Annotated in this window: 24 protein-coding genes; 12 read left to right on the top strand and 12 right to left on the bottom strand. The window is 43.4% G+C overall.

All coding sequences use genetic code 11. The annotated features are described in order from the left end of the window. Positions 1-491 precede the first annotated feature (491 nt). Both RJ01_RS12700 and tyrS read right to left on the bottom strand, forming a co-directional pair. Positions 492-713, bottom strand: coding sequence for a hypothetical protein (locus RJ01_RS12700; protein ID WP_004780312.1), 222 nt, complete (start codon positions 711-713; stop codon positions 492-494). Between the two features lie 568 nt (positions 714-1,281). Then, positions 1,282-2,514, bottom strand: a complete 1,233-nt coding sequence (tyrS, locus tag RJ01_RS12695) for a tyrosine--tRNA ligase (RefSeq protein WP_161792066.1) — start codon at positions 2,512-2,514, stop codon at positions 1,282-1,284. 63 nt (positions 2,515-2,577) lie between these two features. On the opposite strand from tyrS, the gene RJ01_RS12690 reads away from it, so the two are divergent. Then, positions 2,578-3,705, top strand: coding sequence for an anhydro-N-acetylmuramic acid kinase (locus RJ01_RS12690; RefSeq protein ID WP_034171356.1), 1,128 nt, complete (start codon positions 2,578-2,580; stop codon positions 3,703-3,705). Between the two features lie 102 nt (positions 3,706-3,807). On the opposite strand, the gene RJ01_RS12685 is transcribed toward RJ01_RS12690, so the two are convergent. From RJ01_RS12685 to RJ01_RS12670, 4 genes are all read right to left on the bottom strand, one after another. Next, entirely contained in the window at positions 3,808-5,103 is a 1,296-nt protein-coding gene (locus RJ01_RS12685; RefSeq protein WP_034171355.1) for a lytic murein transglycosylase, read from the bottom strand. 703 nt (positions 5,104-5,806) lie between these two features. Then, positions 5,807-6,928, bottom strand: coding sequence for a 5-(carboxyamino)imidazole ribonucleotide synthase (locus RJ01_RS12680; RefSeq protein WP_034171354.1), 1,122 nt, complete (start codon positions 6,926-6,928; stop codon positions 5,807-5,809). A gap of 28 nt (positions 6,929-6,956) precedes the next feature. Continuing rightward, positions 6,957-7,469 carry a 5-(carboxyamino)imidazole ribonucleotide mutase gene (purE, locus tag RJ01_RS12675; protein ID WP_004780321.1) on the bottom strand — a complete coding sequence of 171 codons (513 nt, stop codon included), beginning with the start codon at positions 7,467-7,469 and terminating at the stop codon, positions 6,957-6,959. A gap of 196 nt (positions 7,470-7,665) precedes the next feature. Beyond that, positions 7,666-8,007 (bottom strand): DMT family protein, encoded by a 342-nt coding sequence (locus RJ01_RS12670; protein ID WP_004780323.1) that lies wholly within the window; start codon positions 8,005-8,007, stop codon positions 7,666-7,668. Positions 8,008-8,248: 241 nt separating this feature from the next. Here RJ01_RS12670 and mpl point away from each other — a divergent pair, with 241 nt between their 5' ends. The 3 genes from mpl to RJ01_RS12660 all read left to right on the top strand — a co-directional run bounded on the left by mpl (position 8,249) and on the right by RJ01_RS12660 (position 11,036). After that, on the top strand, positions 8,249-9,613 hold the full coding sequence (gene mpl / locus RJ01_RS12665; RefSeq protein WP_034171353.1) for a UDP-N-acetylmuramate:L-alanyl-gamma-D-glutamyl-meso-diaminopimelate ligase: 1,365 nt from the start codon (positions 8,249-8,251) through the stop codon (positions 9,611-9,613). A gap of 346 nt (positions 9,614-9,959) precedes the next feature. Beyond that, positions 9,960-10,103 (top strand): hypothetical protein, encoded by a 144-nt coding sequence (locus RJ01_RS16815; RefSeq protein WP_004780326.1) that lies wholly within the window; start codon positions 9,960-9,962, stop codon positions 10,101-10,103. An 18-nt stretch (positions 10,104-10,121) separates the two neighbouring features. Then, entirely contained in the window at positions 10,122-11,036 is a 915-nt protein-coding gene (locus RJ01_RS12660; RefSeq protein WP_034171352.1) for a zinc-binding dehydrogenase, read from the top strand. Between the two features lie 59 nt (positions 11,037-11,095). Here RJ01_RS12660 and RJ01_RS12655 read toward each other — a convergent pair whose 3' ends face one another. Beyond that, positions 11,096-11,566 carry a BLUF domain-containing protein gene (locus RJ01_RS12655; protein ID WP_034171351.1) on the bottom strand — a complete coding sequence of 157 codons (471 nt, stop codon included), beginning with the start codon at positions 11,564-11,566 and terminating at the stop codon, positions 11,096-11,098. 202 nt (positions 11,567-11,768) lie between these two features. Between RJ01_RS12655 and RJ01_RS12650 the strand changes: the two genes are divergently transcribed. Continuing rightward, entirely contained in the window at positions 11,769-12,122 is a 354-nt protein-coding gene (locus tag RJ01_RS12650) for a hypothetical protein (RefSeq protein WP_034171350.1), read from the top strand. Here the strand turns inward: RJ01_RS12650 and RJ01_RS12645 are convergent. Further along, complete coding sequence (locus RJ01_RS12645) at positions 12,115-12,402, bottom strand: GNAT family N-acetyltransferase (protein ID WP_034171349.1); 288 nt, start codon at positions 12,400-12,402, stop codon at positions 12,115-12,117. The two genes, RJ01_RS12650 and RJ01_RS12645, sit on opposite strands and share 8 nt — an antisense overlap. A gap of 292 nt (positions 12,403-12,694) precedes the next feature. On the opposite strand from RJ01_RS12645, the gene RJ01_RS12640 reads away from it, so the two are divergent. The 5 genes from RJ01_RS12640 (at position 12,695) to RJ01_RS12620 (ending at position 17,875) form a co-directional block, all read left to right on the top strand. Further along, positions 12,695-13,888 (top strand): sugar transporter, encoded by a 1,194-nt coding sequence (locus tag RJ01_RS12640; protein WP_171248475.1) that lies wholly within the window; start codon positions 12,695-12,697, stop codon positions 13,886-13,888. A gap of 331 nt (positions 13,889-14,219) precedes the next feature. Continuing rightward, positions 14,220-15,185 (top strand): TerC family protein, encoded by a 966-nt coding sequence (locus RJ01_RS12635; RefSeq protein WP_034171347.1) that lies wholly within the window; start codon positions 14,220-14,222, stop codon positions 15,183-15,185. 198 nt (positions 15,186-15,383) lie between these two features. After that, positions 15,384-16,703 (top strand): guanine deaminase, encoded by a 1,320-nt coding sequence (gene guaD / locus RJ01_RS12630; protein WP_034171346.1) that lies wholly within the window; start codon positions 15,384-15,386, stop codon positions 16,701-16,703. A 211-nt stretch (positions 16,704-16,914) separates the two neighbouring features. After that, positions 16,915-17,442 (top strand): hypoxanthine phosphoribosyltransferase, encoded by a 528-nt coding sequence (gene hpt / locus RJ01_RS12625; protein ID WP_004780337.1) that lies wholly within the window; start codon positions 16,915-16,917, stop codon positions 17,440-17,442. 175 nt (positions 17,443-17,617) lie between these two features. Continuing rightward, on the top strand, positions 17,618-17,875 hold the full coding sequence (locus RJ01_RS12620) for a GlsB/YeaQ/YmgE family stress response membrane protein (RefSeq protein WP_034171345.1): 258 nt from the start codon (positions 17,618-17,620) through the stop codon (positions 17,873-17,875). A gap of 84 nt (positions 17,876-17,959) precedes the next feature. Here the strand turns inward: RJ01_RS12620 and RJ01_RS12615 are convergent, their stop codons facing one another. Continuing rightward, positions 17,960-18,658 (bottom strand): DsbC family protein, encoded by a 699-nt coding sequence (locus RJ01_RS12615; protein ID WP_034171344.1) that lies wholly within the window; start codon positions 18,656-18,658, stop codon positions 17,960-17,962. Between the two features lie 136 nt (positions 18,659-18,794). Continuing rightward, positions 18,795-19,748, bottom strand: a complete 954-nt coding sequence (gene dmeF / locus RJ01_RS12610; RefSeq protein WP_034171343.1) for a CDF family Co(II)/Ni(II) efflux transporter DmeF — start codon at positions 19,746-19,748, stop codon at positions 18,795-18,797. 40 nt (positions 19,749-19,788) lie between these two features. On the opposite strand from dmeF, the gene RJ01_RS12605 reads away from it, so the two are divergent. Together RJ01_RS12605 and RJ01_RS12600 are read left to right on the top strand one after the other, a co-directional pair. Next, positions 19,789-20,052 carry a metal/formaldehyde-sensitive transcriptional repressor gene (locus RJ01_RS12605; RefSeq protein ID WP_034171342.1) on the top strand — a complete coding sequence of 88 codons (264 nt, stop codon included), beginning with the start codon at positions 19,789-19,791 and terminating at the stop codon, positions 20,050-20,052. A gap of 170 nt (positions 20,053-20,222) precedes the next feature. Beyond that, positions 20,223-21,368, top strand: a complete 1,146-nt coding sequence (locus tag RJ01_RS12600) for an MFS transporter (protein ID WP_034171341.1) — start codon at positions 20,223-20,225, stop codon at positions 21,366-21,368. A gap of 41 nt (positions 21,369-21,409) precedes the next feature. Here the strand turns inward: RJ01_RS12600 and mnmE are convergent, their stop codons facing one another. After that, entirely contained in the window at positions 21,410-22,765 is a 1,356-nt protein-coding gene (mnmE, locus tag RJ01_RS12595; RefSeq protein ID WP_004780343.1) for a tRNA uridine-5-carboxymethylaminomethyl(34) synthesis GTPase MnmE, read from the bottom strand. 92 nt (positions 22,766-22,857) lie between these two features. After that, positions 22,858-24,621, bottom strand: a complete 1,764-nt coding sequence (yidC, locus tag RJ01_RS12590; RefSeq protein WP_034171340.1) for a membrane protein insertase YidC — start codon at positions 24,619-24,621, stop codon at positions 22,858-22,860. Between the last annotated feature and the right edge of the window lie 4 nt (positions 24,622-24,625).

Raw genomic sequence — 24,625 nt, 5'->3', positions numbered from 1 at the left:
TTCGTTCGTTTCCGTCTATCTCGTCGGTATGGGTGCATTCTAGAGGATTTCAGAATCATTGCAACCCCCAATTCACTATATTTTTCACGTATGTATCTTTTTTCTACGAATTTCGTTAAAAAATCGCTTTTTTATCTAAATTTTGAGCGTTTTTCTTCAATAAAAGCCGTATTCATTGCAATTCAATTTAAAACAGTAAAATTTATTAAGACCTGATAACTATCAAAAAACTGTGATTTTTAAATAAGACCGTATAATTTAAGGGCTGTATCCAGAATTTTCCGAAACTTTCTTATATCAGGTTACATATTTTGCTGTTTTCTATCCGACTTATATATAGAGCTTTTTGTAAGATCAAAATCCTTGCTGAATACAGATTTTTCTTAACACTCGGTTTTAAAGAACAAAAATAAGGATATGATCTTTCTAGGTTTCAGATCATCCAGAAATCTTACTTAAGCGCAGAAGAATAAGCAGAAGATTAAAATCGATTAAGCCACATTTGAGTATTTATCTTTTATCCAGTGCTGCATCACTTCCTCAATCACTTCTTTCTTATCACTATAGTCTTCAGCAGCAAACAATAATTTGGCCCGACGTGGCAGGCGTTCTTTGACTAATGAAAAGAGTAAATAGTGGGAGGCAAGATCTAATTGCTGAAATAAGGCCTGTACCTGATCAAAAGATTTTTTGTTTTCGCTCAGCAGACTCATATTTGAAGAGAAAACACAAAATGAAATCGATGTCTTCATCAAACATCTGTTCAGTCTGGTATTGATACACCTTATTTACCTTTCTTTTTATAGATGGATTGAGATTCAAAGATGATTCATTTATCTCACCATCGATTTAACCTTAATCCAAGCTGATTCATCCATCTTTGTTTTGAATTTATTGAAGATTGAACATATAGCCAGACAACACCAATAAAAAAGGAAGAGATCTCTCCCAAAATCTCTTCCTTAGAATTGAATCTTTACCCGATCCATTATGTCATTATTATAGTTATTCACATTATATTAACTTGTCTCTTTACTTAGAGACCTGATCAATTATGGAGTTGTCTGTTATTGATCGTTACCCTCTAGATATGCTTTTCACGGAATCTCTAGACGAATAAATCTTATACACAAAAAACCTGAAATGCAAGCCAAATGGAAAAATTTAAATGTTGTTTTTATAAGGTTTTTTTTGAATTTCTATATTTATATAATTCATATACAACCTAAAAAATAAAAGCAGGCCGAAGCCTGCTTTTATTTCAATAACTTAGAACCAGCATTAGTCAACGAAGGTCACTTTTGCAATTGCTTTTTTGCTGGCCTGAATAATTAAAGTTACGTTCTCTTTCACAGAAAAAGATGCATCAACCGGTTTCCAGTCCACTTTCACAGTGCCGCGGCCTAAGGCATCTTTAGCTTGAGCAGCATTTTTGGTTAAGCCAGCTTCACGTAAAATTGAAGTAATGAAGATCTCACCACCAAATTCGCCACGTGAAATAGTCACTTCTGGCGTACCTTCAGGCAGTTCACCTTCAGTAATGATATTACCTGCACCTTTATGGGCATGAGCGGCAGCTTCAGCACCGTGGAAACGTTCTACCAGTTCCAGGGCAAGAATGCGTTTCACTTCCTGCGGGTTACGGCCTTCTTCGATTTCTTTCAGCAAGCCTTGAATTTCTTCTATAGATTTGAAGCTGAGCAGATCGAAATAACGCTCAATCAATGAATCTGGCATAGACAGTACTTTCTGATACATCGCGCCCGGTGCATCGAATACACCAATATAGTTGCCTAAAGATTTAGACATCTTGTTCACGCCATCCAGACCTTCAAGAATTGGCACAGTAATACACACCTGTGCTTCCTGGTTATAACGGCCTTGCAGGGTACGGCCCATCAACAGGTTAAAGGTCTGGTCTGTACCCCCTAACTCCACGTCAGCTTCTAAAGCAATTGAGTCATAACCTTGAACCAGTGGATATAAGAATTCGTGAATCGCAATCGGTTGCTGGTTGTTATAACGCTTGGTGAAATCATCACGCTCTAACATACGTGCAACTGTTTGTTGTGATGCCAATTGAATCAGGTCAGCTGCAGTTTTTTGTGCAAACCATTCCGAGTTAAACACGACTTTGGTTTTGTTTGGATCAAGAATTTTAAATACTTGTTCCTGATAGGTTTTTGCGTTTTCTAGTACCTGCTCGCGTGACAATGGCGGGCGGGTTGCACTCTTACCCGTCGGGTCACCGATCATCGCAGTATAATCCCCGATCAGGAAGTACACTTCATGACCCAAGTCCTGGAATACTTTTAATTTATTGATTAAAACTGTATGACCTAGGTGCAGATCCGGTGCAGTTGGGTCAAAACCCGCTTTAATTTTTAAAGGACGATTCTGCTTTAATTTCTTCAGAAGGTCTTCTTCAGAAATAATTTCGTGGGTGCCTCGTTGGATGAGGGCAAGTTGTTCTTCAGCCGGCAGGAAATTTGACATCACAAAATCCAAATACATCAGTTATTCAATTTGTGCGATATACTAACACTTTTTCAGCACATTGCAGGCTTAAGAATAATCATGACAGCGATCTATATTGGGGTAATGACCGGCACAAGCATGGATGGTGTCGATATTGTTGCTGCTTCTTTTGATCCACTTCAGCTTCATGCTACCCTCACCTTGCCTTTTGATCCCGATCTTCGTGATGAACTGATGGCACTGACTTTGCCAGATGACAATGAAATCGACCGCATGGGCAAAGCTGATGTCGCATTGGCACAGATGATTGGTCATGGCATCAATACGCTGATTGCAGAAAATAATTTAAACAAATCGCAAATCAAGGCAATTGGATCGCATGGTCAGACCATCCGGCATCGTCCTGAACATGGCTTTACCCTGCAAATTGGTGATCCAAATATCATTACTGAAATCACCCAGATTCCGGTCATTTCCGATTTCCGTCGTCGCGATCTGGCTGCTGGCGGCCAAGGTGCACCTCTAGTCCCCGCTTTCCATCAAGATATTTTCCAGCATGAGAGTATTCACCGTGTGATTCTGAATCTGGGCGGCATTGCCAATGTGAGTATTCTGCCGGCAGGTCAATCGGATCAGGTCTATGGCTTTGATACAGGCCCTGCCAATATTCTGATGGATGCCTGGTGTCAGCGTTATACCGGCCAGCCTTTTGATGAAAATGGTAACTGGGCAGCTTATGGCACGCCAATCCGTAGCTTATTGGACCGTTTACAGGAACATGAGTTCTTCTCAAAAGAGCCACCTAAAAGTACCGGCCGCGAAGACTTTAATCTGGAATGGCTGGATGAACAGATTGCTGATTGGCGCAATGATCTTCAATATGATGAACTTGAAGATACACCAGAAAATGTGCAAGCTACTTTAATGAAGCTCACGACCCGTGCGATTAAAAAAGCCATTTACCGTTCCGGTCTGGATACCGGTGAAGTTTATGTTTGTGGTGGTGGTGCCTATAATTCACATTTATTGGAACAGTTACGCTGGCGTTTGCGTAAACATCATTGGAACGTACAAACCACAGCCGACCTTGGCTTAAATCCGACTTGGGTGGAAGGCACGGCTTTTGCCTGGCTGGCAATGCGTTTTATGAATCAACTCAGCGGCAATCTGCCGGCTGTGACAGGCGCATCCGGTTATCGCGTTCTAGGTACGATTACCTCTGTATAAAAGCAGCTTTAAGCTCACTATATATAGTTATAAAAAAGGTCTGCATATTTGCAGACCTTTTTTATGATGAAGAACCATATTTAGATCATGTCTAAATTCTTCCTAACGCATCATTAGTTTGGCATTTTCATTTCTAAATGCACGCAGGATTTGCTGTCCTGCCCGACCGGTCGGGCTTAAACCCAGACGGCTTTGTTCCTGACGAATCGCCTGACGAGTTTTATCCCCAATCAGACCATCTACCTCACCAATATCATAGCCACGGTTTAACAGGAATTGTTGGATCTCGCGACGTTCCGCACGTGACGTGCCTGGATCATCGGTTGGCCAAGCTGCCCGAATGCTTCCCTTACCTTGTAAGCGGTCAGATAAATGTGCAATCGCTAAAGCATAACTTTCTGCTGCGTTATAGCTGTAAATAGCATCAAAGTTTTTAAAGACTAAAAATACCGGTCCATTTTCGCCTGCAGGTGCCAATAAGCCAGCCTGAGAAGATTCTGATAAATTGCCCTGTAATAGCGGAGTACCGTCAGCACGCACCACACCACGGTTCATCCAGCTACTCAGTGATTTTTTATTGCGTCGGCCTTCGCCTGCAACAGACATACCTTGTGGAATTTTTACTTCAAAGCCCCAAGGTTGGCCAGTCTGCCAGCCACGTTTTTTCAGGAAATTGGCTGTAGAAGCCAGTGCATCAGGAATACTGCCGACTAAATCACGACGACCATCCCCATCAAAATCAACCGCCAGCTCATCATAAGTCGATGGCATAAACTGAGTATGACCAAAAGCCCCCGCCCACGAACCTTTTAATTGGTTTTCATAGACATCACCCCGTTGCAGCAATTTCATGGTGGTAAAGAACTCACCACGGAAATAACTTTGACGACGGCCTTCACAACTCAAGGTACCCAAGGCCTGTAATAAAGGATATTTTCCGGAAATATCCCCAAAATTACTTTCTACGCCCCATACAGCTACGATCGTTTCTGCCGGCACTCCATAGGCTGCGCTAATCCGGTTTAATACCTCACGATGTTGCTGCAGTTTTTGTCGACCCAGCTGTACACGTTCTTCATCCACCAGTCCGGACAGATAATCCCAGATTGGGGTCGAAAACTCAGGCTGATAATTCAACTTTTCAATCACAGAATAATCAGGAGTTAAATTTTGCGTATAACGATCGTAGGTTGAACCACTTACGCCTTGTGCAATCGCCTGACTGCGCAAATTGGCAAGACAATTCTGAAAATTATTTTGGAACGCATAATTGACCGGACTGCTCGGCACAGAAGACATATCCGTTGATGTCACACGCTGACCATTAATAATTAGTTCTGCCTGTGCCTGTGTAGCAGCTAAAACCAAAGAACCAACAAAAAGTGCAAGCCGTTGCATAAGACCCTTAAATATTTAGATTTTGAATTATGTTTCTACCTTAGCAGTTCATGATGAAAATTAAAGCGCCAATACGTAAATTTAAATTCATAATTCCTACACTTTTGAATTCATTTTGTAGCTTTTAAATTTAAAAACTTATCCACAAACTCATTTTAAAATCAAATTAAGCTTATTTTTAAATTTAAATTCAAAATTCAGGAAATTACTTTTGAATTTAAAAAATGATTGTGGATAACTTGTCTTTAGATCAGAACTTTTCAATCAACCAAAGGCTTCTGGTATATAGCATTTCTATTTTAAATTCATTTTTATTAGGAGTACCTATTTTTAAATTCACTTATCAGCTTTTAAATTTGAATTCATATTTTTGAATTTAAATTTAAGCAGCGAAGTTTAAATTCAAAGTTCATTTTTAAATTTGAATTTATTTTTATGAATTTAAATTCAAAACCTATTTCCGGTTTTAAATTCAAACTCAATGTTAAGTTTATCCACAAGTGAATAACCCAGAATTCAGCTCAAAATAGGAGCAAGTTAAATTATTATATTTACACTCAATTGATCAGTTTATAAGCAATTGATTTTAAAAATGATCCGACCAATGGCAAGGGATTTTTAAAGAGGCGCAATCATGCCTGAATCTGGACAAATAAAAAAGCGATCACCGAAGTGATCGCTTTTTTTATCAGCAGCTTAAAGCTTAGATGGTCATATCTTCGCTCAATGCCAGCGGATTTGGCAAAATCTTCGCCAGTTGACGACATAAAGTGGTCAGCTGAGCACTATCAGTTGGCATCAAAGTGATGTGGCCAATCTTGCGACCTTCACGCTCTGACTTGTTATATAGATGCAAGTGAGCGCCTTCTAAAGCCAGGACATCTTCAGATTTGGGATGCTGACCGATAATGTTCACCATCACAGTTGGACGCACCACTTCAGTTGAACCCAGTGGTAGACCTGCGACCGCACGAACATGGTTTTCAAACTGCGAGCAAATAGCGCCTTCAATCGACCAGTGACCTGAGTTATGCACACGTGGTGCCATCTCGTTTGCATACAGGCCTTTGTCTGTCACAAACAGCTCAAGAGTCAATACACCCACATAATCCAAGTGATTCAGCAGGCGAGTGACGTAATCCTGCGCGACTGGTTGCAGATCCGCACTATTGGGAGCCGGAACAATCGAGTGCGACAGGATGCCGTTGTGGTGATGATTTTCAGCCAATGGCCAGGTTTTCACATCACCATTTTGACCACGTACCGCAATGATCGATACTTCACGCGAGAAAGTCACAAAACTTTCTGCGATCAGTTCACCAGCAGGGCCGAGTTCCGCCCAAGCCTGATCAATTTGATCAGCTGAACGTAAAACAAACTGACCTTTACCATCGTAACCACCACGAGAGGTTTTTAGCACGATCGGCAAGCCAAGCTCAGCCACGGCCGTCTGCAAGCTTTCCAGTGAAGTTACCGCTTTATACGGTGCAACCGGAATTTCCAGTTCATCAAATAGGGCTTTTTCAGACAGACGATGCTGTGCGATGGCTAAAGCCTGACGTGGTGGATGCAGATCTTTGTTTTGCGTTAAAACATCGATATCAGCCAATGGTGTATTTTCAAACTCCAGGCTAAAGACATCTGCGCTATTGATAAAGTCCTGCAAGCCATTTACAGCTTTGGTGGAGAAAACCGGACCTAAAGCCGCAGAAGGGCAGTCCGTATTGGCTTCAAAGAACGTACATTGAATATTTAGAGGTAGTGCGGCTTGTGCCATCATCCGACCGAGCTGACCGCCACCAAAAATACCGATGGTTTTATCCATTGTGTTTGATCCCGTATTAAGCTTGGACTTACATTTGACCTGGAATATTGTTACTTGCGACTTTCTCGGTTTGTGCCGCGCGGAAATCTGCGACATTTTTTGCGATCTCTGGACGGGTTAAACCTAAAATCTGTGCTGCCATAATGGCTGCATTGGTTGCACCGGCAGGACCGATCGCCAATGTTCCTACGGCGATACCCGCTGGCATTTGCACGATAGAAAGCAATGAATCGACACCATTTAAGATCGAAGATTTGACGGGTACACCTAGTACTGGCAAATCAGTTTTGGCTGCACACATACCTGGTAAATGCGCTGCACCACCTGCACCGGCAATAATCACCTGAATACCACGATCACGCGCTTGTTCAGCATATTCAAACAGACGGTCCGGGGTACGGTGTGCGGAAACGACTTCGGCTTCAAATGGGACACCAAGCTGCTTGAGCATTTTGGCAGTGTGTTCGAGAGTTGCCCAATCTGATTGAGAACCCATGATAATACCTACGAGAGGAGTATCTTGTGCAGCAGCCGCATTCATTGCAAATTTTCCAGAGATTAAAGTAAGAAAGATAAATCTCGACGAGAGAGCCAAGCTTGAATAGGAAGGCATATTATAGACTGATTTTTCAGCTTCATAAAATTTAACGGTCAAAGCAAGGCTCGATTTTTCTTATTTTTTAGCGGATTCTTAAAAACTAGAATAAAAATAGGGAAGTAGTGGCTAGTAGATAATTTCAGGAACTGCGGAATACAAAATAGACACAACCACAGAGACATAGCGCCGCCCATAAATAATCCAGTTTAAACGGCTGTTTGAACAGGAAGATCATAAAGGGAACAAAGACCAGTAGAGTGACGACTTCCTGAGTAATCTTCATTTGACCCACCGCCAATCCCTGTTGGGCTAATAATTTGGTCGCTGGAATCATCAGGCTATATTCAAATAAGGCAATGGCCCAACTAAATAAAATCGCCTGCCACAGTGGTGCATCATGCGGCAGGAATTTGAGATGTCCATACCAGGCCAAGGTCATAAAACAGTTAGCAATCACCAGAAGAAATAGAGCCGGTAGCATCTGCATGCACTCTGCAAAAAGTTCGGGCTTATTTTACGATTTATTTTGCCAAAAGATATTCCAGAAGCTTGAAAATTTCCCTGAATTTGTCTGTGAAACAGGATTTAAAAAATCCCGCAGGAATGCTTGAACTTTGACTATCTTTTCAGTCAAAGCCTTGCTATCGTTGCTTGCAAATCGAATAAATCATGGCAACAGCACCAGTACAAAGTGATGTGTCAGGCAAAATGGAGTGAAGTAGATGCATCTGCATATTTTGGGTATTTGTGGCACCTTTATGGGTTCACTGGCATTACTGGCACGTGATCTGGGCCATAAGGTGACAGGATCGGATCAAAACGTTTATCCACCGATGTCGACCCAGCTGGAAAATGCAGGCATTACTTTAATGCAGGGCTATGACCGTAGCCATTTACAGCCGCATCCGGATGTGGTGATTGTCGGCAATGCCATGAAACGTGGTATTGATGCCGTGGAATATATGCTGAATGAAGGCCTGCCTTATATTTCAGGCCCACAGTTTCTGGCAGATCATGTGCTACAAGGTAAACACGTTTTAGGTGTAGCCGGTACGCATGGTAAAACGACAACCACCACCATGCTGGCATGGGTACTGGATCAGGCCGGTTTAGAACCTGGCTTCCTGATTGGCGGTGTCCCGCTTGGCTTTTCTGAAAGTGCGCGCTTAGGTGGCGGTAAATACTTCTGTGTTGAAGCCGATGAATACGATTCTGCTTTCTTCGACAAGCGTTCCAAGTTCGTGCATTACCATCCTAAAACTGCGATTCTGAACAATCTGGAATTTGACCATGCTGATATCTTTGATGATCTGGCAGCAATCCAGAAACAGTTCCACCATTTAGTGCGTACCATTCCAAGTGAAGGCCGCATTATTGCGCCAATTACTGAAACAAATATTGATGAAGTGTTAGAGCAAGGCTGCTGGACACCTGTTATTCGCACTTCATTAGACACCAATGAGAAATCTGAGCTTTATGCTGAACAGCTTTCAGAAGATGGTTCTCACTTCAAGGTATTGCAACACGGTACCGTGAAAGGCGAAGTGAAATGGAATATGACGGGTCAGCATAGTGTAGCCAATGCACTAGCAACCATTGCTGCTGCTGAGCATGTCGGTGTCTCTATTGAAACAGCTTGTGAAGCACTCTCCAACTTTGGCGGTGTTAAGCGCCGTATGGAACTGCTGGACACTGTACGCGGCATTGAAGTCTATGATGACTTTGCCCATCACCCAACTGCGATTGATACCACCCTTGATGGCGCACGCAAGCGTCTCGGTGAACGTAAGCTGTGGGCAATTATTGAACCACGTTCCAATACCATGCGTATGGGCAGTCATAAAGATGGCCTAGCACATTCCGCGCGTCTGGCCGATGAGGTGATCTGGTATCAGCCAGAAGGCCTGGATTGGGATCTGCAACCGGTAATTAATGCTGCGCCAAATAAAGCTGTAGTCGCACGTACTCTGGATGAGATTATCCAGACCGTAGTGGCTGAAGCAGGTGAGGGCGATGCGGTGGTAATCATGTCCAATGGTGGTTTTGGCGGTCTGCATCAAAAACTGATTAGTGCTTTAAAAGCTTAAAAATTTATATAAAAAAGCCCGCTATTACGGGCTTTTTTATTTTAAAAATTAAATTCGCTTTCTATCTTTTTTAAGAAAATAGACCCTCATCCAAGTTCAAATCAACCTTCTTATTTCAATGTTAAAACAGCTAAAATTTATCTTTTTTCTTTTCATTATCTTTTGTTGCAATCTGAACATAAGACTCATTGCAGTCTTTGAGTGCTCTAGGCACAATCAATAAGAATAATAGCATTTCGATCCTCTTTTATCCTCAACCCTCCTGATGATTTTCCAGGCTGTAAAGACAGCAAAAAAATAGCTTTATCTATCTTGTTCAGACCCTCATTCCCCTAGGAGATCTGTCATGACAACAATGAAAGCCATGGTTTATTACGGCGCCAATGATATCCGCTTTGAAGAACGTCCCATTCCCCACATTCTGCAACCTACTGATGCCATTATCAAACTTAGCAAAGTCACCATTTGTGGTACTGACCTCGGGATATAGAAAGGTAAAAACCCCGAAATTGAGGAGGTTGCAAAAGAAAAAACCGGCAGCTTTAATGGCCGGATTCTCGGTCATGAAGGTATTGGTATTGTGGAAGAAGTCGGTTCCGCAGTTCAAAACTTTAAAAAGGGCGATCGGGTGATTATTTCCTGTGTCAGCCGCTGCGGCACCTGTGAAAACTGCCAGAAACAGCTGTATGGCCATTGTAGAAACGAGGGTGGCTGGATTATGGGTTATATGATTGACGGCACTCACGCCGAATATGTCCGAACCCCATTTGCCGATACTTCTCTCTATCATTTACCAGAAGGTTTGAATGAAGATGTTGCGGTCTTTCTTTCCGATATTTTGCCGACCTCACATGAAATTGGCGTGCAATATGGTCAGGTCAAACCTAGGGACAATGTGGCGATTGTCGGTGCCGGCCCGATTGGCATGAGGGGCTTGCTCACTGCCCAGTTTTATTCTCCAGCCAATATCATCATGATCGATGTCGATGATAACCGGCTGGAATTTGCCAAAACTGTCGGGGCCACCCATACCGTGAATTCAGCCAATGAGGATGCTATTCAACGTGTACTGGAACTCACTGATGGGCGAGGGGTGGACTGTGCCATTGAAGCAGTGGGCCTGGAAGCCACCTGGAATATCTGCCAGCACATCGTCAAGGAGGGCGGACATCTGGCCAATGTCGGTGTACATGGTAAATCCGTCAATTTTGAACTGAATAAACTCTGGATCAAGAACCTGACCATAACCACAGGCCTAGTCAATACCACTGGCATACTGCTCAAAACCTGCTGTTCCGGCAAATTGCCACTGGAAAAACTGGCCACCCATCACTTCAAGTTTGCTGAATTTGAAAAGGCCTATGATGTGTTTAAACATGCTTCTGACGAAAAGGCTTTAAAGGTCATGATTGAAATGACTTAAATCATTATCGACAACAAAAAAAAGTCCGCATAGCGGACTTTTTTATTTTTTAGCGTCAATTAAAAATAGGGAATATAACCACGCTGTTTATAACCTTGAGGAGAAGCAAGATTGGTCTGATTTTCATCCAGACGATAGAGCAGCTCCAGGAATCCACTCAACTGTTCCTGTTGCAATGCATGAGGTTCAAACTGACCTAAACCTAAACGTGAAAATAAAGAAGAAATTTCACTATGTTTATGCACATATTTCATCGACCATTCCGAGAAATGTGGATGTTCTACTGTTGCATCCTGAAAGCGAAGCACCTGATGATGGCGTGGATCTCGGCAAATGCTCTGAAACAGATTTTCTACCACCTCTGCTTCACCTTCCAGACATTGAAAAAACTTGCCATGGGAATAATATAAAACCCCGTTAATCTGATGAGCTTTATTAAATTTTCTCGCTACAGATAATATATCGCTAAGATCCTGTAATAACTCTTGTTCAGATTCTATCCGTTCACTGGCGTAGCAAAGCTGTAGCATAAGGTCATCTCACTGCAGAAAGAATTAAAAACATAATTTAATCAATTATTTTAATTTTAGTCGATCATTTTTTAAGCAAATATCCGTTTTTGCTTACATTATTTTAGGTTTGCTTTTCCAAAGAAAACTTCTAACAATTACTTCCTGAGAGGAAATCAATGATTTCAGATATATAGCAATAATAATGAAGGAGTGAAACCTGATGTTAAAAGATCTGATTTTCACTGTAGCGTTGTTGTGTATATGTTTTATGCTTTTGATTATGCTGAATGAACTGGCCTTGACGACCGAAACCAACATTCTGCTCAGTTCAGTTTTTATAGGCTGGACGCTTTTACAGTTTGTTCGCCGTCGTATGTTTTTTTATATCAGCATAAGCCTGATGATGGGAATACTTACGTTGTTAGGCAAATATGAAGAAGTGTTATGGAACAGCATAGGCCTGATGGCAGGTTATGGCGTATATAACCTGCTGCAGCATATTTCTGTACCTGCACTTAAGGGCAAATTACAACATATCTCTATCTTGGATAAGTTTAATTCAATTGCTAAATAGCAGCTGCAACATCCTGTAGGTTGCGATCACGTTTAAACATGACATCTACATAGGAACATTGGGGAATAATTTTTAAGCTATTCTTGCGGGCAAAGTCGACCAGCACATCCAGCATTTTGCGTGCTACGCCTTGACCACGTAAGGAATTATCTACCCAGGTATGATCAGCCACGATGGTCGATGCTTCTTGCCACTGATATGTAATTTCAGCAAGACGTCGACCATCTTCCTCTATAAAAAATACACCGCCGCGTTTTGAATCTTGATGTTGAATGTCCATACTGAAGGCTGATCCCTTAATAAAATTATTGGTTTATTTAATTTAAAACATCTTCTTAAAGAAATAATATGAATTATTGTTAAGTTTTTAATATTGGATGAAATTTTTTATTTTCTTTCATCATTTCCTGTGATTTTTTTCAAATATTGATAACTTTTTATTTCTCTATTTTGCCTGATTGAGGGGGATGCAGTTTGAGTGATCACATATCACCCCAAAAATTTAATTTTACCTACTCCCTAATTGAGAAAGACAGGATTAGAATGCAGCATCTTTTTGCATGCAACTTCGTATGTCTGACTCATATTCCGCTTCTTCCGTCACCAAGCAATGGATTGGTGTCATCGCTTTAGCCTGTGCGGCTTTTATTTTTAACACTACCGAATTTATTCCTGTGGCATTACTGAGTGGAATCGGGCAAAGCTTTGCCATGTCCGCCACTCAGGCCGGCATCATGCTGACCATTTATGCTTGGATCGTGGCCCTATTATCTCTTCCGATCATGCTGCTCACTAAAGCCATAGAACGGCGTTTTCTACTGATGCTGGTCTTTGCGGTCTTTATTTTAAGTCATGTGCTGTCCTATTTTGCCTGGAGTTTTAGCACGCTGGTGATCAGCCGGATAGGGATTGCCATTGCGCATGCCTTGTTCTGGTCGATTACCGCATCACTTGCGGTTCGGGTCGCACCGAAAGGTAAAGAGTTTCAGGCACTCGGTTTATTGGCCACAGGAACAGCGATGGCGATGGTGCTCGGTATTCCATTTGGCCGGATGATTGGTGAGGCATATGGCTGGCGTAACAGTTTTGCCTTGATTGCATGTCTTGCATTGATCATTTGCCTGATTCTGGCCAAAACCTTGCCATTACTTCCAAGTGTCAATTCAGGCTCCCTCAGTAGCTTAAAAAGCCTGATCAAACGTCCCAGCCTGATGCTAGTTTTTGCCCTCACTATTCTAGTGATTACGGCGCAATTTACTGCTTATAGTTATATTGAACCGTTTTCCCTGAATATCGCCCACTTTGATTCAGCCCAGACCACAACTTTACTCTTGGTCTATGGCGGGGCAGGATTCCTAGGCTCCTATCTGTTTGGCCGTTTTGCTGCGCAGTTCCCCAAAATGACTATTCCTGCTTTTACTTTTGGATTGGTTATTTCCATGCTGCTGTTATTACCACTGTCGAGCACAGTCACAGGCCTCTCTGGCTTATCTCTGCTGTGGGGTTTGAGCATTATTGGCTTTAGCCTGGCCCTACAATCCAAAACCCTGAACCTGGCTGCAGATGCTACAGATGTCGCCATGGCTATTTATTCAGGCCTGTATAATGTCGGTATTGGCGGAGGAGCTTTGCTTGGCAGTATAGTCACGCTTCAGATTGGGCTATCGAGTATTGGCTGGGTAGGCGCAGGGCTGGCAATCATTGGATTTTTGCTCAGTCTCTATCTGGTTCAGCGTTTGGATTTCCTGCCCAAAGCTGCTGATTAAAGGCTACTTTTTGTAAAATAATTTGTGATTATGCACAAAATCTGTCATGCTCATCTGATATTGAGCAATTGCTCAAACAGAATTGAGTTTGAACAAGGGGAGTAGCCTCTTCCAAACGTTTAAGAATGAAATTTCAGTTTTTGAACGTGTCAGAATATCGTCATTACACTTTGCAAAAAGTCGGTATCTGAGCATCTTTAGGTCACACTTGATATAAAAAAGTGAAACACTAAGATGTAGGCAAGACCTTGATCATGTTGTTATAGATGTTTTTCATCTGGCAGCTGGTCAAGGTTTTTTTATGGCCAGTCGTCCGATGTGGAGAATTCACATGGAAACAATTGGTACGCTCTGGCTGTATCTTGTCTTTTTCGCAATTGTCGCCGTCATGCTGGTGATCGATTTTGTCGGCTTTAAACATCAGCATGGTCAGGAAGTAAAAGTCCGTACCGCTGCCTACTGGAGTATCGCCTGGGTCAGTGTCGCGACTTTATTTGGTGGTGGATTATGGCTGTATCTGGAGCAGACTGCAGGTGCGGCAATTGCCAATACCAAGGTCATGGAATACTTTGCCGGTTATCTGCTGGAAAAATCCTTGGCAATTGATAATGTCTTTGTCTGGCTGATGATCTTTGCCGCCTTTGCCATTCCACCAGCGCTACAACGTAAATTGCTGTTATATGGTGTACTGGGTGCAATTGTGCTCAGAACAATCTTTATTTTTATTGGTGCCTGGTTTGTACAGGAATTCTCCTGGATTCTGTATCTCTTCGGTGCGTTCCTGGTATATACCGGCTTCAAATTCCTGCGTGGTCAGCATGAAGAAGACAGCAATATTGAAGATATGGCCATTCTGAAATGGCTACGTAAACATATGCGTATCACCCCGCAACTTCAGGGCGATAAATTCTTTGTCCGTCAAAATGGTTTGCTTTGGGCAACGCCGTTATTCTTGGTGCTGATTCTGGTCGAAGCCTCTGATGTGATCTTCGCAGTCGATTCTATTCCTGCTATTTTTGCTGTCACCACCGACCCCTTCATTGTGCTTACCGCGAACCTGATGGCAATTTTAGGCCTGCGTGCCATGTTCTTCCTGCTCTCAGGTGCAGCCTCAAAAATGCATTATCTGCCTTATGGCCTAGGTTTGATTCTGGTCTTTATCGGCTTTAAGATGCTGATGCTGGATATATTCCATATGCCGATCTGGATTTCACTGAGCTTTATTGTGATTGTCTTGACGGTGACTGCGATTTTGTCGATTCGTCATAGCAAGAAACATAACGAAACTACGCTGTAAAGCTAATCATAAAAAAGCCTGCTGATGCAGGCTTTTTTATTTGTCTATAAGCTCAGCTGCATACGCACGCTCTGTTGAAATTATTCGTGATTGTCTGATCTCATAAAAAATACGCATGGTTAAATATGAATGTTCATATAAACATGCTAATTTTTTCAGCTACAATCAATCGAAAAAATCAAAAAGCGCAGGTTTTAAATGTCTTCTATCATTGCAACGACAGCAATACGCGGTCGCTTCCTGGATATCAAGAATACGGTTGCCCAAGCGCGTGAAATTCACGACCAAGTGCGATATGTAGAAGATGGCTTGCTCATCAGCCAGAATGGTGAGATTCAATGGTTTGGCAGCTGGGAAGAGGGGCAGCAGCATCTGCCTGAAGGAGTGCAGGTAGCTCATTATCCTGAGCAGCTGATCGTGCCAGGTTTTATTGATACCCATATCCATTTCCCGCAAACCGAAATGGTCGGTGCCTATGGTGAACAGCTGCTGGAATGGTTAAATACCTACACCTTCCCGACTGAGATCCAGTTTCAGGATCCGGCGTATAGCCAGAAAATTGCACAGTTTTTTATTCAGGAATTGCTGAAGAATGGCACAACCACAGCTTTGGTGTTCTGTACCGTTCATCCAGCTTCGGTAGAAGCGCTATTCGAAGCGGCTACAGCACAGAATATGCGTCTGATTGCCGGTAAAGTGCTGATGGACCGCCATGCACCTGAAGCCCTAACCGATACCGCAGAATCCGCCTATAGCGACTCTAAAGCCCTGATTGAGAAATGGCATGGTAAGGGACGTAATCTTTATGCGATTACGCCCCGTTTTGCTCCGACCTCAACGCCTGAACAACTAGAAAAAGCAGGCCAGTTAAAAGCTGAATATCCAGATGTCTATGTCCATACTCATCTCAGTGAAAATAAAAACGAGATTGCCTGGGTAAAAGAACTCTTTCCGGAACGTGAAGGCTATCTGGATGTCTATTATCATTATGGGCTGACCGGTGCTAAATCCGTATTTGCGCATTGTGTGCATCTGGAGGAAGGGGAGTGGGATTGCATGCATCAAACCGACTCTGCGATTGCCTTCTGCCCAACCTCAAACTTGTTCCTGGGTAGCGGTTTATTTCCGCTGAAGAAAGCTTGGGATAAAGGCGTGAAAGTCGGCTTGGGTACCGATATCGGGGCAGGAACCTCCTTTAACCAACTGCAAACCTTAAATGAAGCTTATAAAGTGCAACAACTACAAGGAGAAAAACTTTCGGCTTTTGAGTCGCTATATTATGCGACCCTGGGTGGTGCGAAAGCCTTAAGTCTGGATGACCGCTTGGGGAATTTCAATGTGGGCAAAGAAGCAGACTTTGTGGTACTGGATCTCAATGCCACCGCTTTACAACAACTGCGCCAGAGCAGAGCCAAAAATATTGAAGAGACCTTTTTTGCACTGACCATGCTGGGGGATGACCGTAATATTGCAGCAACTTATGTCTATGGTCAGGCTGTCTATGTCAAAGCCCAATAAATCGCGTCAGCGCAGGATTATTTTGGCTGCAATCGTCGCCGTCTGTGCCTTTGCGCTGAAGAGAGATTCACAGCAGCCCAAAAATTGATTACATTTACAGCAAGTAAAACAGGTGCATCTCAAGCAAGGATGTATTAAAATTGCTGCAATTCAGGTGTTGCAGGTCAACACCTTTTTTATTTTGCTATTTTTATTTTTTAGGTATCTACCCATGACCGTTCAAATGAGCGTAATGATTTCCGCTGAAGAAATTCAAGCTAAAGTCAAAGAGCTTGGTGCTAAAATCGATGCACACTATGCTAATAGTGACAAAGAGCTTGTACTTATCGGTTTGTTACGCGGTTCAGTGATTTTCATGGCAGACTTGTGTCGTGCCATTACCAAGCCACATGAACTCGACTTCATGACTGTATCCAGCTACGGCGGCGGTACGATTTCGAGCCGTGATGTCAAAATCCTGAAAGATCTGGACGGTGAAATCCGTGGTAAAGATGTGCTGGTGGTTGAAGATATTATCGACTCAGGTAATACCTTAAGCAAAGTCCTGGAAATCCTGCAAACCCGTCAGCCAAATTCAATTGAACTGTGCACTTTGGTGAGCAAACCTTCACGTCGTGAAATCGAGCTGGAAGTAAAATTCCTGGGCTTTGAAGTCGAAGACAAGTTCATTGTCGGTTATGGCCTGGACTATGATCAAAAATACCGTCATATTCCATTTATTGGTGAAATCGGTCTTTAAGAACCGGTTTAAAAGAAGTGGCTTCGTGCCACTTTTTTTATTTCTTGAATCATTTCAGTAACACAGCAAACAAAAACGCAACAGCCCGTTGCAGGACATGACTTTTTTCAGGGCTTTTCTTGCCGCAAGATAAACCTGATGTAAAAACAAAGACATGATAATAAGGAGTATGCTGATGTGGTCAATTATCGTTGCAATTGTAGTGGGTTTTATTGCGGGTCTGGTTGCACGCGCAATTCATCCTGGTGATGACAAGGCTGGATTCATTGTTACGACCCTGCTGGGGATTGCCGGTTCACTGGTTGCGACCTTTGCCGGACGTATGCTGGGCTTGTACTCCCAAGATTCTGCCGCAGGCTTCATTGCTTCAGTGATCGGTGCCGTAGTCATCCTGTTTATCTACAATATGGTGACTAAACGTAAACGGATCTAAGCTCTGCTTGGAATAAGTTTCTTTCATAAAAAAAGAGCGCCTAGATAGATGCTCTTTTTTTATTTGCTGATCATCGTCAGAATTTTACAGGCCGAATTCTTTGAAGCCTTGTTCAATCTGTTCTGCTGGCTGAGCACCCATGATTTTAAAACCATTCGAGAATATAATTGCTGGAGTGCCATTTACACCGAGTGATTGTGCCAGCTGTTTATTACGTTCAATCGGGTTGGCACAGCTCTTTTTCGATTTAGGCTGTATACCTTGACCAATTAGGTCTTCCCAAGCTTGGGTCGGATTTTTTTCACAATAAACTTGTTTAGATGGCGCAATTGACTGCTGTTTTAAGGGCAGGATGAAGGTATAAATGGTGACATCTTTAAGTTTTTTCAGCTCTACTTCAAGTTGTTTACAATACGGGCAATTTGGGTCAGAAAAGATGGCAAGCTGACGTTTCCCTGTCCCTCTGACTGATTTAATTGCATCCTGAAGCGGTAACTTTTTCCAGTCGACACTGTTTTGTTTGAGTAATAAATCCTGAGTCAGATTATGCTGGTCCTGGATCCGAAACATTGAACCGGCTAGGAGATGCTGAGCATCTTCATTCAGATAGACAATCTGTCCCTGCATGGAACCGCTATAGATTCCTTTCATTTCGGTAGGCTGAATATTTTCAATTTTCAGGTTGGGACTGTTTTTTGCCAGATTGGCTTTAACCGTATCCACATTGGCAAAGCTGAGGCCAGGGAATAGGGTCAAAGCCAGCAGCATATTTCTTATTTGCATGAATGTCCTGCTCAGGTCCAAGTTAAATGTGTTCCGATTTTAGTCTTTTTACAAAGAAAATTCTGACTATTTTATGTAGCGTGATTTTCAAATCAAATTACTCAATCAATTATGTTTCACGTGGAACATTGACCCTTTAATGCTGATTGATTTCCACCGAGATATGCACGAGTTCTTCATGAATAGAGATCGCTTCACGGATTTGATCAGCACTAATAGGGATTCCCATTTGAACGGCAACAAAACAGGAAAATTTAGCTTTACCGACCCTCGATACATGCAGATCAGTTAAGTGTAGATCACTTCCATATTCAGCAATGACTTCACGTATTTCTTCGACCACTGGGGCATCCATATCGGCATCCAGTAAAGTCTTGGCACTTTGCTTTAGCAGGCCAATCGCCCAGCGTGCAATCAGGACTGAGCCGACAAGTCCCAGTACTGTATCGAGAAACTCCCAGCCCATATATTTTCCGGCAAATAGAGCAATAATCGCCAGAACAGAAGTCACAGCATCAGCTACCACATGCAGAAAGGCTGCTTTATGGTTCAAGTCATGATGACCATGATTATTATCATGCTCGTGATGGGAATTTCCGTGATGATGATCATGGTGATGGTGCCCATCATCATGCAGCAACCAGGCACAGGCCAGGTTAATCAGTAGCCCTAAAATCGCGATTGGAATGGCTTCGTTATAATGAATCTGAACTGGCGAAAATAGGCGTTCTACCGAATGAATCGCCATAAATCCGGCTACTACGAGCAATAAAATCGCACTGCTATAACTGGCCAGAATTTCAATCCGCCAAGTACCCATATTAAAACGTGGATCATTCGCATAATGGCGGGCCGCTTTATAGGCAAAGTAAGCCAGCCCCAAGGCCAACACATGCGAGCCCATATGCCAGCCATCGGCAAGCAAAGCCATTGACTGGAAGATCCATCCCCCTAATACTTCCAGCACCATCATGACGGCGGTCAGAATTGTGGCAAACAGAATCTTTTTCTGTGCGAGTGGATTACCTTCATCAAATTGATGGCTGTGCGAATTGGCGGTATGTTTTTTTGCATAAAAGGGAACTGTTATTAATACTCCCCCCTAGTATATTTATTTTTGGAAATTTGTGGTGAGTTATGTACATGATGATAAAAAAATATTAAACCGGGTACGGCGCTTGCAAGGCCAGATGAACGCCCTAGAGCAGTCTCTCCTGAATACTGAGACAGGCTGTATTCAGGTCTTACAACAGGTTGCAGCCATTAAAGGTGCCATAAACGGTTTGATGAATGAATTGATCGAGACCCATTTAAGAGAGCATGTCATTGGAGAAGCTACGGTCAATGAAGAAGAACTGGCTGAGTTTTTAAAATTATTAAAGCGTTATGGCTAATTGTTTGGCTCAACCTTTTTTTGTTTTTTTTACAGCAAGATAATTGACCGCTTTTTCATCTAACCGATACACTGCCACCCATTCTCTTCTTTCTTCCACATCATTCTCTTATGTGGTGAAACTTTTACGGCAGCTACATGACAGAAAATATCTCATGGCGACCTTTCGCCATGGTCAGTCTTGCATTGATTATGGGTACCATCGGCACAGCACTGGCAAGTCCGCTTTACCCCATTTATCAACAGATTTGGCATTTATCCCCAAGCCAGATTACCTATATTTTTGTCGCTTATATGTTTGGCTGCCTGGGTACCTTGTTATTCCTGGGACGTACCAGCAATACGATTGGTTTCCTAAGAACCCTGCAAATTGGCTTGGTATTTATCAGCATTGGCTTGGTCATTTCAGTCTTTGCCGAGAATGCGCTGATTTTGTCGGTGGGCCGTTTTATTATTGGCATTGCTTCAGGTCTGATGACCACTTCAGCAATGCTGGGCATGATGCAAACCATTCCAGAGTCTCATAAGCAGCTTGCACCGCAGCTGGTATCGATTCTGACGGCCATAGGTTTTGGTTTGGGGCCGTTTGTGGGTGGGGTAATTGCGCAGTTTTCTCAAACCCCTTTAGTTACTCCCTACCTTCCTATTATTTTGGGGGCAGTGCTGTGTTTTGTCGGGTTATTCTGGCTAAAAACACCTGCTTTTGAACGCCAACTTTTTAGTATTGCACCAAAATTACTGCGTCCTGAACCTCAGTATCATGCTGTGTTCATGATTGTGGGGTTAACTGCATTTAATGCCTTTGCTGCTTTCAGTTTATTTGCTTCACTGTCACCGTCTTTTGTGCAGGATATCTTGCCCTGGCATGGTCCTTTGGTCAGCGGTACTGCCATTACCTGCATTTTGCTGATTTCTGCTGTGGTGCAGTTCTTTGCTAAAGCTGTTCCTGCAAAAAAATGTCTGAATATTGGCTTGATGATTATGCTGGTGAGCTTGGTTAGTCTTGCACTCTGTATGACCCTTAAAGCAAGTATCTTATTCTTTGCCAGTGATATCCTATTCGGGATTGGACATGGTTTTGCCTTAATGGGCGCATTCGGTGTGATTCATGCGATCACAACCTTACAAAACCGTGCAGCCGTGATGTCGACTTACCTGTTTATAGGCTATTTGGGCACGATTGTGCCGATTATCGCGGTAGGTTATCTGGCTGATCACTTTGGCTTAGGCTTTGCCGTGATCAGCTTCTGTGTGGCGATCAGTGTACTCTGTCTAATTTTGTGGTTATGGCATCAAAAACTACAGGTAAAAGCCTAATAAAAAAGCCCTCATTTGAGGGCTTTTTTATTTTTTAAATATTATTTACCAATACAGAATGATCCAAATATCTTGCCCAATAGGTCATCCGCACTAAAGTCACCGGTAATCTCACCCAGCGCATTCTGTGCCAGACGTAAAGACTCTGCGACCAGTTCACCTGCATTATAAACAACAAGTTGCTCACGAGCTTCAGCTAAGTACATCTGAGTGCGCTTCATTGCATCTAAATGGCGGGTACGGGCAATAAAGGTATCTTCTTCAGGCTGGAAGCCTGCATGCGCTGTAATTGCATCTATGAGCGATTGGACACCGGTTTCCTGCTTGGCTGAGACGGTAATATGACGGAAGCCTTTAAAATCTCCCATAACAGCATCGGCACCGGTCAAATCGGCTTTATTCCCGATCAGGATCAGACGCTTTGGCTCGAGATGCTCAGCAAAATATTCTTGAGCAAGTTGTAATGGGTCATCTCCTTGACTCAGGTCATAAACCAGCAACAGCAGATCGGCCTGTTCAATTTCTTTAATCGCGCGGCGAATACCTTCTTTTTCCACGATATCGCCGGTTTCACGCAGACCAGCAGTATCGGTCAGGGTAATCGGCAGACCATTCAATGTAATCTTTTCATGCAGCACATCACGGGTGGTTCCGGCAATATCGGTCACAATCGCACGTTCATTACCTGCTAGGGCATTCAGCAGGGAAGATTTACCTGCATTCGGTTTACCGGCAATCACCACTTGCAGACCTTCACGCAGTAACTGCCCCTGACGTGCAGATTGCTGAACCTGAGTGACGGCATTCGCCACGCCATCCAGCAAATTTAAAATCTTGCCATCCGCCAGAAAGTCGATTTCTTCTTCCGGGAAATCGATCGCCGCTTCGACATGCAAACGCAAGTGAATCAGCTGTTCTAATACCGTATTCACCTTAGTCGAGAATGCCCCTTGCAGCGAACGTACGGCAGAACGTGCCGCCGCTTGAGAAGTGGCATCAATCAGATCCGCAATGGCTTCGGCCTGCACCAGATCCAACTTGCCATTTTCAAAGGCACGCATCGAGAATTCACCGGCTTTGGCTGCAGTAGCACCCAGTTCCAGCAAACGGCCCAACAGGGCATTCTGGATCACCGGGCCACCATGGCCTTGCAGTTCCACTACATCTTCACCGGTAAAGGAATTCGGATTCGGGAAGCAAATCACCAGACCTTCGTCCATTACTTCACCGGCTGCATCATAGAACTGGCGAAACCCAGCAAAACGGGCTTTGGGCAAATCTTTTTGGCTCAAAGCCTGGGCAATTTCATAAGACTGGGGACCCGACAGGCGAATGACACCTACACCGCCACGTCCTGGGGGAGTTGCAATCGCAGCAATCGTAGTTCGGTCGAGCATAACATTCACCTAGAAAAAACTTAAAAATACAGCAAAAAAAATCCGCTCAAGATTACCATCTTAAGCGGATTTATTCAGCCCATCAATACAACTTAGTTGACTGGTGTTGCCTCATCGCGTTTAGCACGGTCTTTGGCAACAGACTTGTTGATCAGTGTTTGCTGCAAGATCGTGATCAAGTTGTTCACAATCCAGTACAACACTAGACCTGCCGGGAAGAACAGCAAGAATACTGTAAAGATCACTGGCATAATCTTGAACACTTTCGCCTGCATTGGATCAGTTGGTTGTGGGTTCAACGACTGCTGGATATACATGGTTGCACCCATCAGCAATGGCAGGATAAACCAAGGATCCATTGAAGATAAATCCTGAATCCACAGCATCCATGGTGCATGACGCAGTTCCACAGATTCCATCAGTACCCAGTACAATGCCAGGAAGATTGGCATTTGCAGCAAGAGCGGTAAACAGCCGGCAAGTGGATTTACCTGCTCGCGTTTGTACAGTGCCATCATCTCTTGAGAGAAGCGCATACGGTCTTCACCGAACTCTTCTTTCATACGCTGCATTTCTGGCGCAATCACACGCATTTTCGCCATAGAGCGGTAACTCTTCGACGACAATGGCCACAGGATCAGTTTTACCAGAATAGTCAACAGAATGATCGCCCAGCCCCAGTTACCTACCAGGCCATGGAAAAATTCCAGACCAACAAATAGTAGTTTGGCAATCGGCCATAACCAGCCATAATCTACAGTCTGGTTCAGACCTGTTGCCAGATCTTTGAGCTCTGACTGGATTTTTGGACCAGAATAGAAGGTCGCATCAATTTCAGCCACAGTACCGGCAGGTACATTGAAGGTCGGAGAGGTAAAGCCAATGATATTCATGTTATCAGTTGACTTACGTGATTCCAGCTTCGCCGTATAGGCCTCGCCATTGCCCTGTGTCAGTTTCAGGTTACCTGGTACCCATGCACTGACAAAGTAGTGCTGCACCATCGCAACCCAGCCGCCTTTGGCTTCAGTGCTGAGTTTTTCTTCAACAAAGTTGTCAAATTTCAACTTGTTGTAATGCTCATCCGGTGTACCCCAAGCGCCGCCCAGGAACGTACCCAGTGTGAAGATCCCCTGATCAGATTTACCTGGATCTTCGGAATTGTCACGTTTGATCTGACCGAACATCTGACCTTGCCAGGTCTGGCCGCTGCGGTTGACCACTTTGTGATTCACAACTATCGGATATTCACCTTCAGTAAAGTTGAAGGTTTTAATGACCTCTACACCATCAGCCGTTTTAAAGACCATAGGTACAGAAAGTACTTTGACAGTTTCGCCATCTTTATTTTTAGCGGCTTTGGCATCTGCCAGTGTATAAGCCGTTTTTTCCAGCTCATAGGTTGGACGGCCATTACGGCTGCTGTCCGGTCCATTCAGACCGATCAGGCCCGACTGAGCGACATAAGTCCGTTTCGCATCGCTTTCCAGCATGACGAATGGTTCATCGCTGTCTTTATTCTTGTCATGATTGAGTAATTCAACACGAACAATATCACCACCTTTAGGGTTGATCCAAAGATGATAAAGGTCAGTTTGTACTGAAATAAGCTGCTGACTTACAGGTGCGGTGGCATCCGTTGCTTGCTGCGCTGGCATATTTGCTTGTGGCAGATCAGAAGCGGCTGTCGCCGTCTGAGCATTTGGCAAATCTGCAGATACTTCATGTGAAACAACCGCAGCTTCTTGCTGTGGTTTTGTTTCAGCATTGCCATAATCTTTTTGCCACGCCAAAATGAGCAAATATGCGACAACAAACATGGCTCCGAGAATTGCAATCCTGGCCCATTGTTGCATATGT

The sequence above is a fragment of the Acinetobacter sp. YZS-X1-1 genome (genome assembly GCF_000804305.1).
Classification (GTDB): domain Bacteria; phylum Pseudomonadota; class Gammaproteobacteria; order Pseudomonadales; family Moraxellaceae; genus Acinetobacter; species Acinetobacter variabilis.
This window is presented reverse-complemented; position numbering and strand designations above follow the sequence as displayed.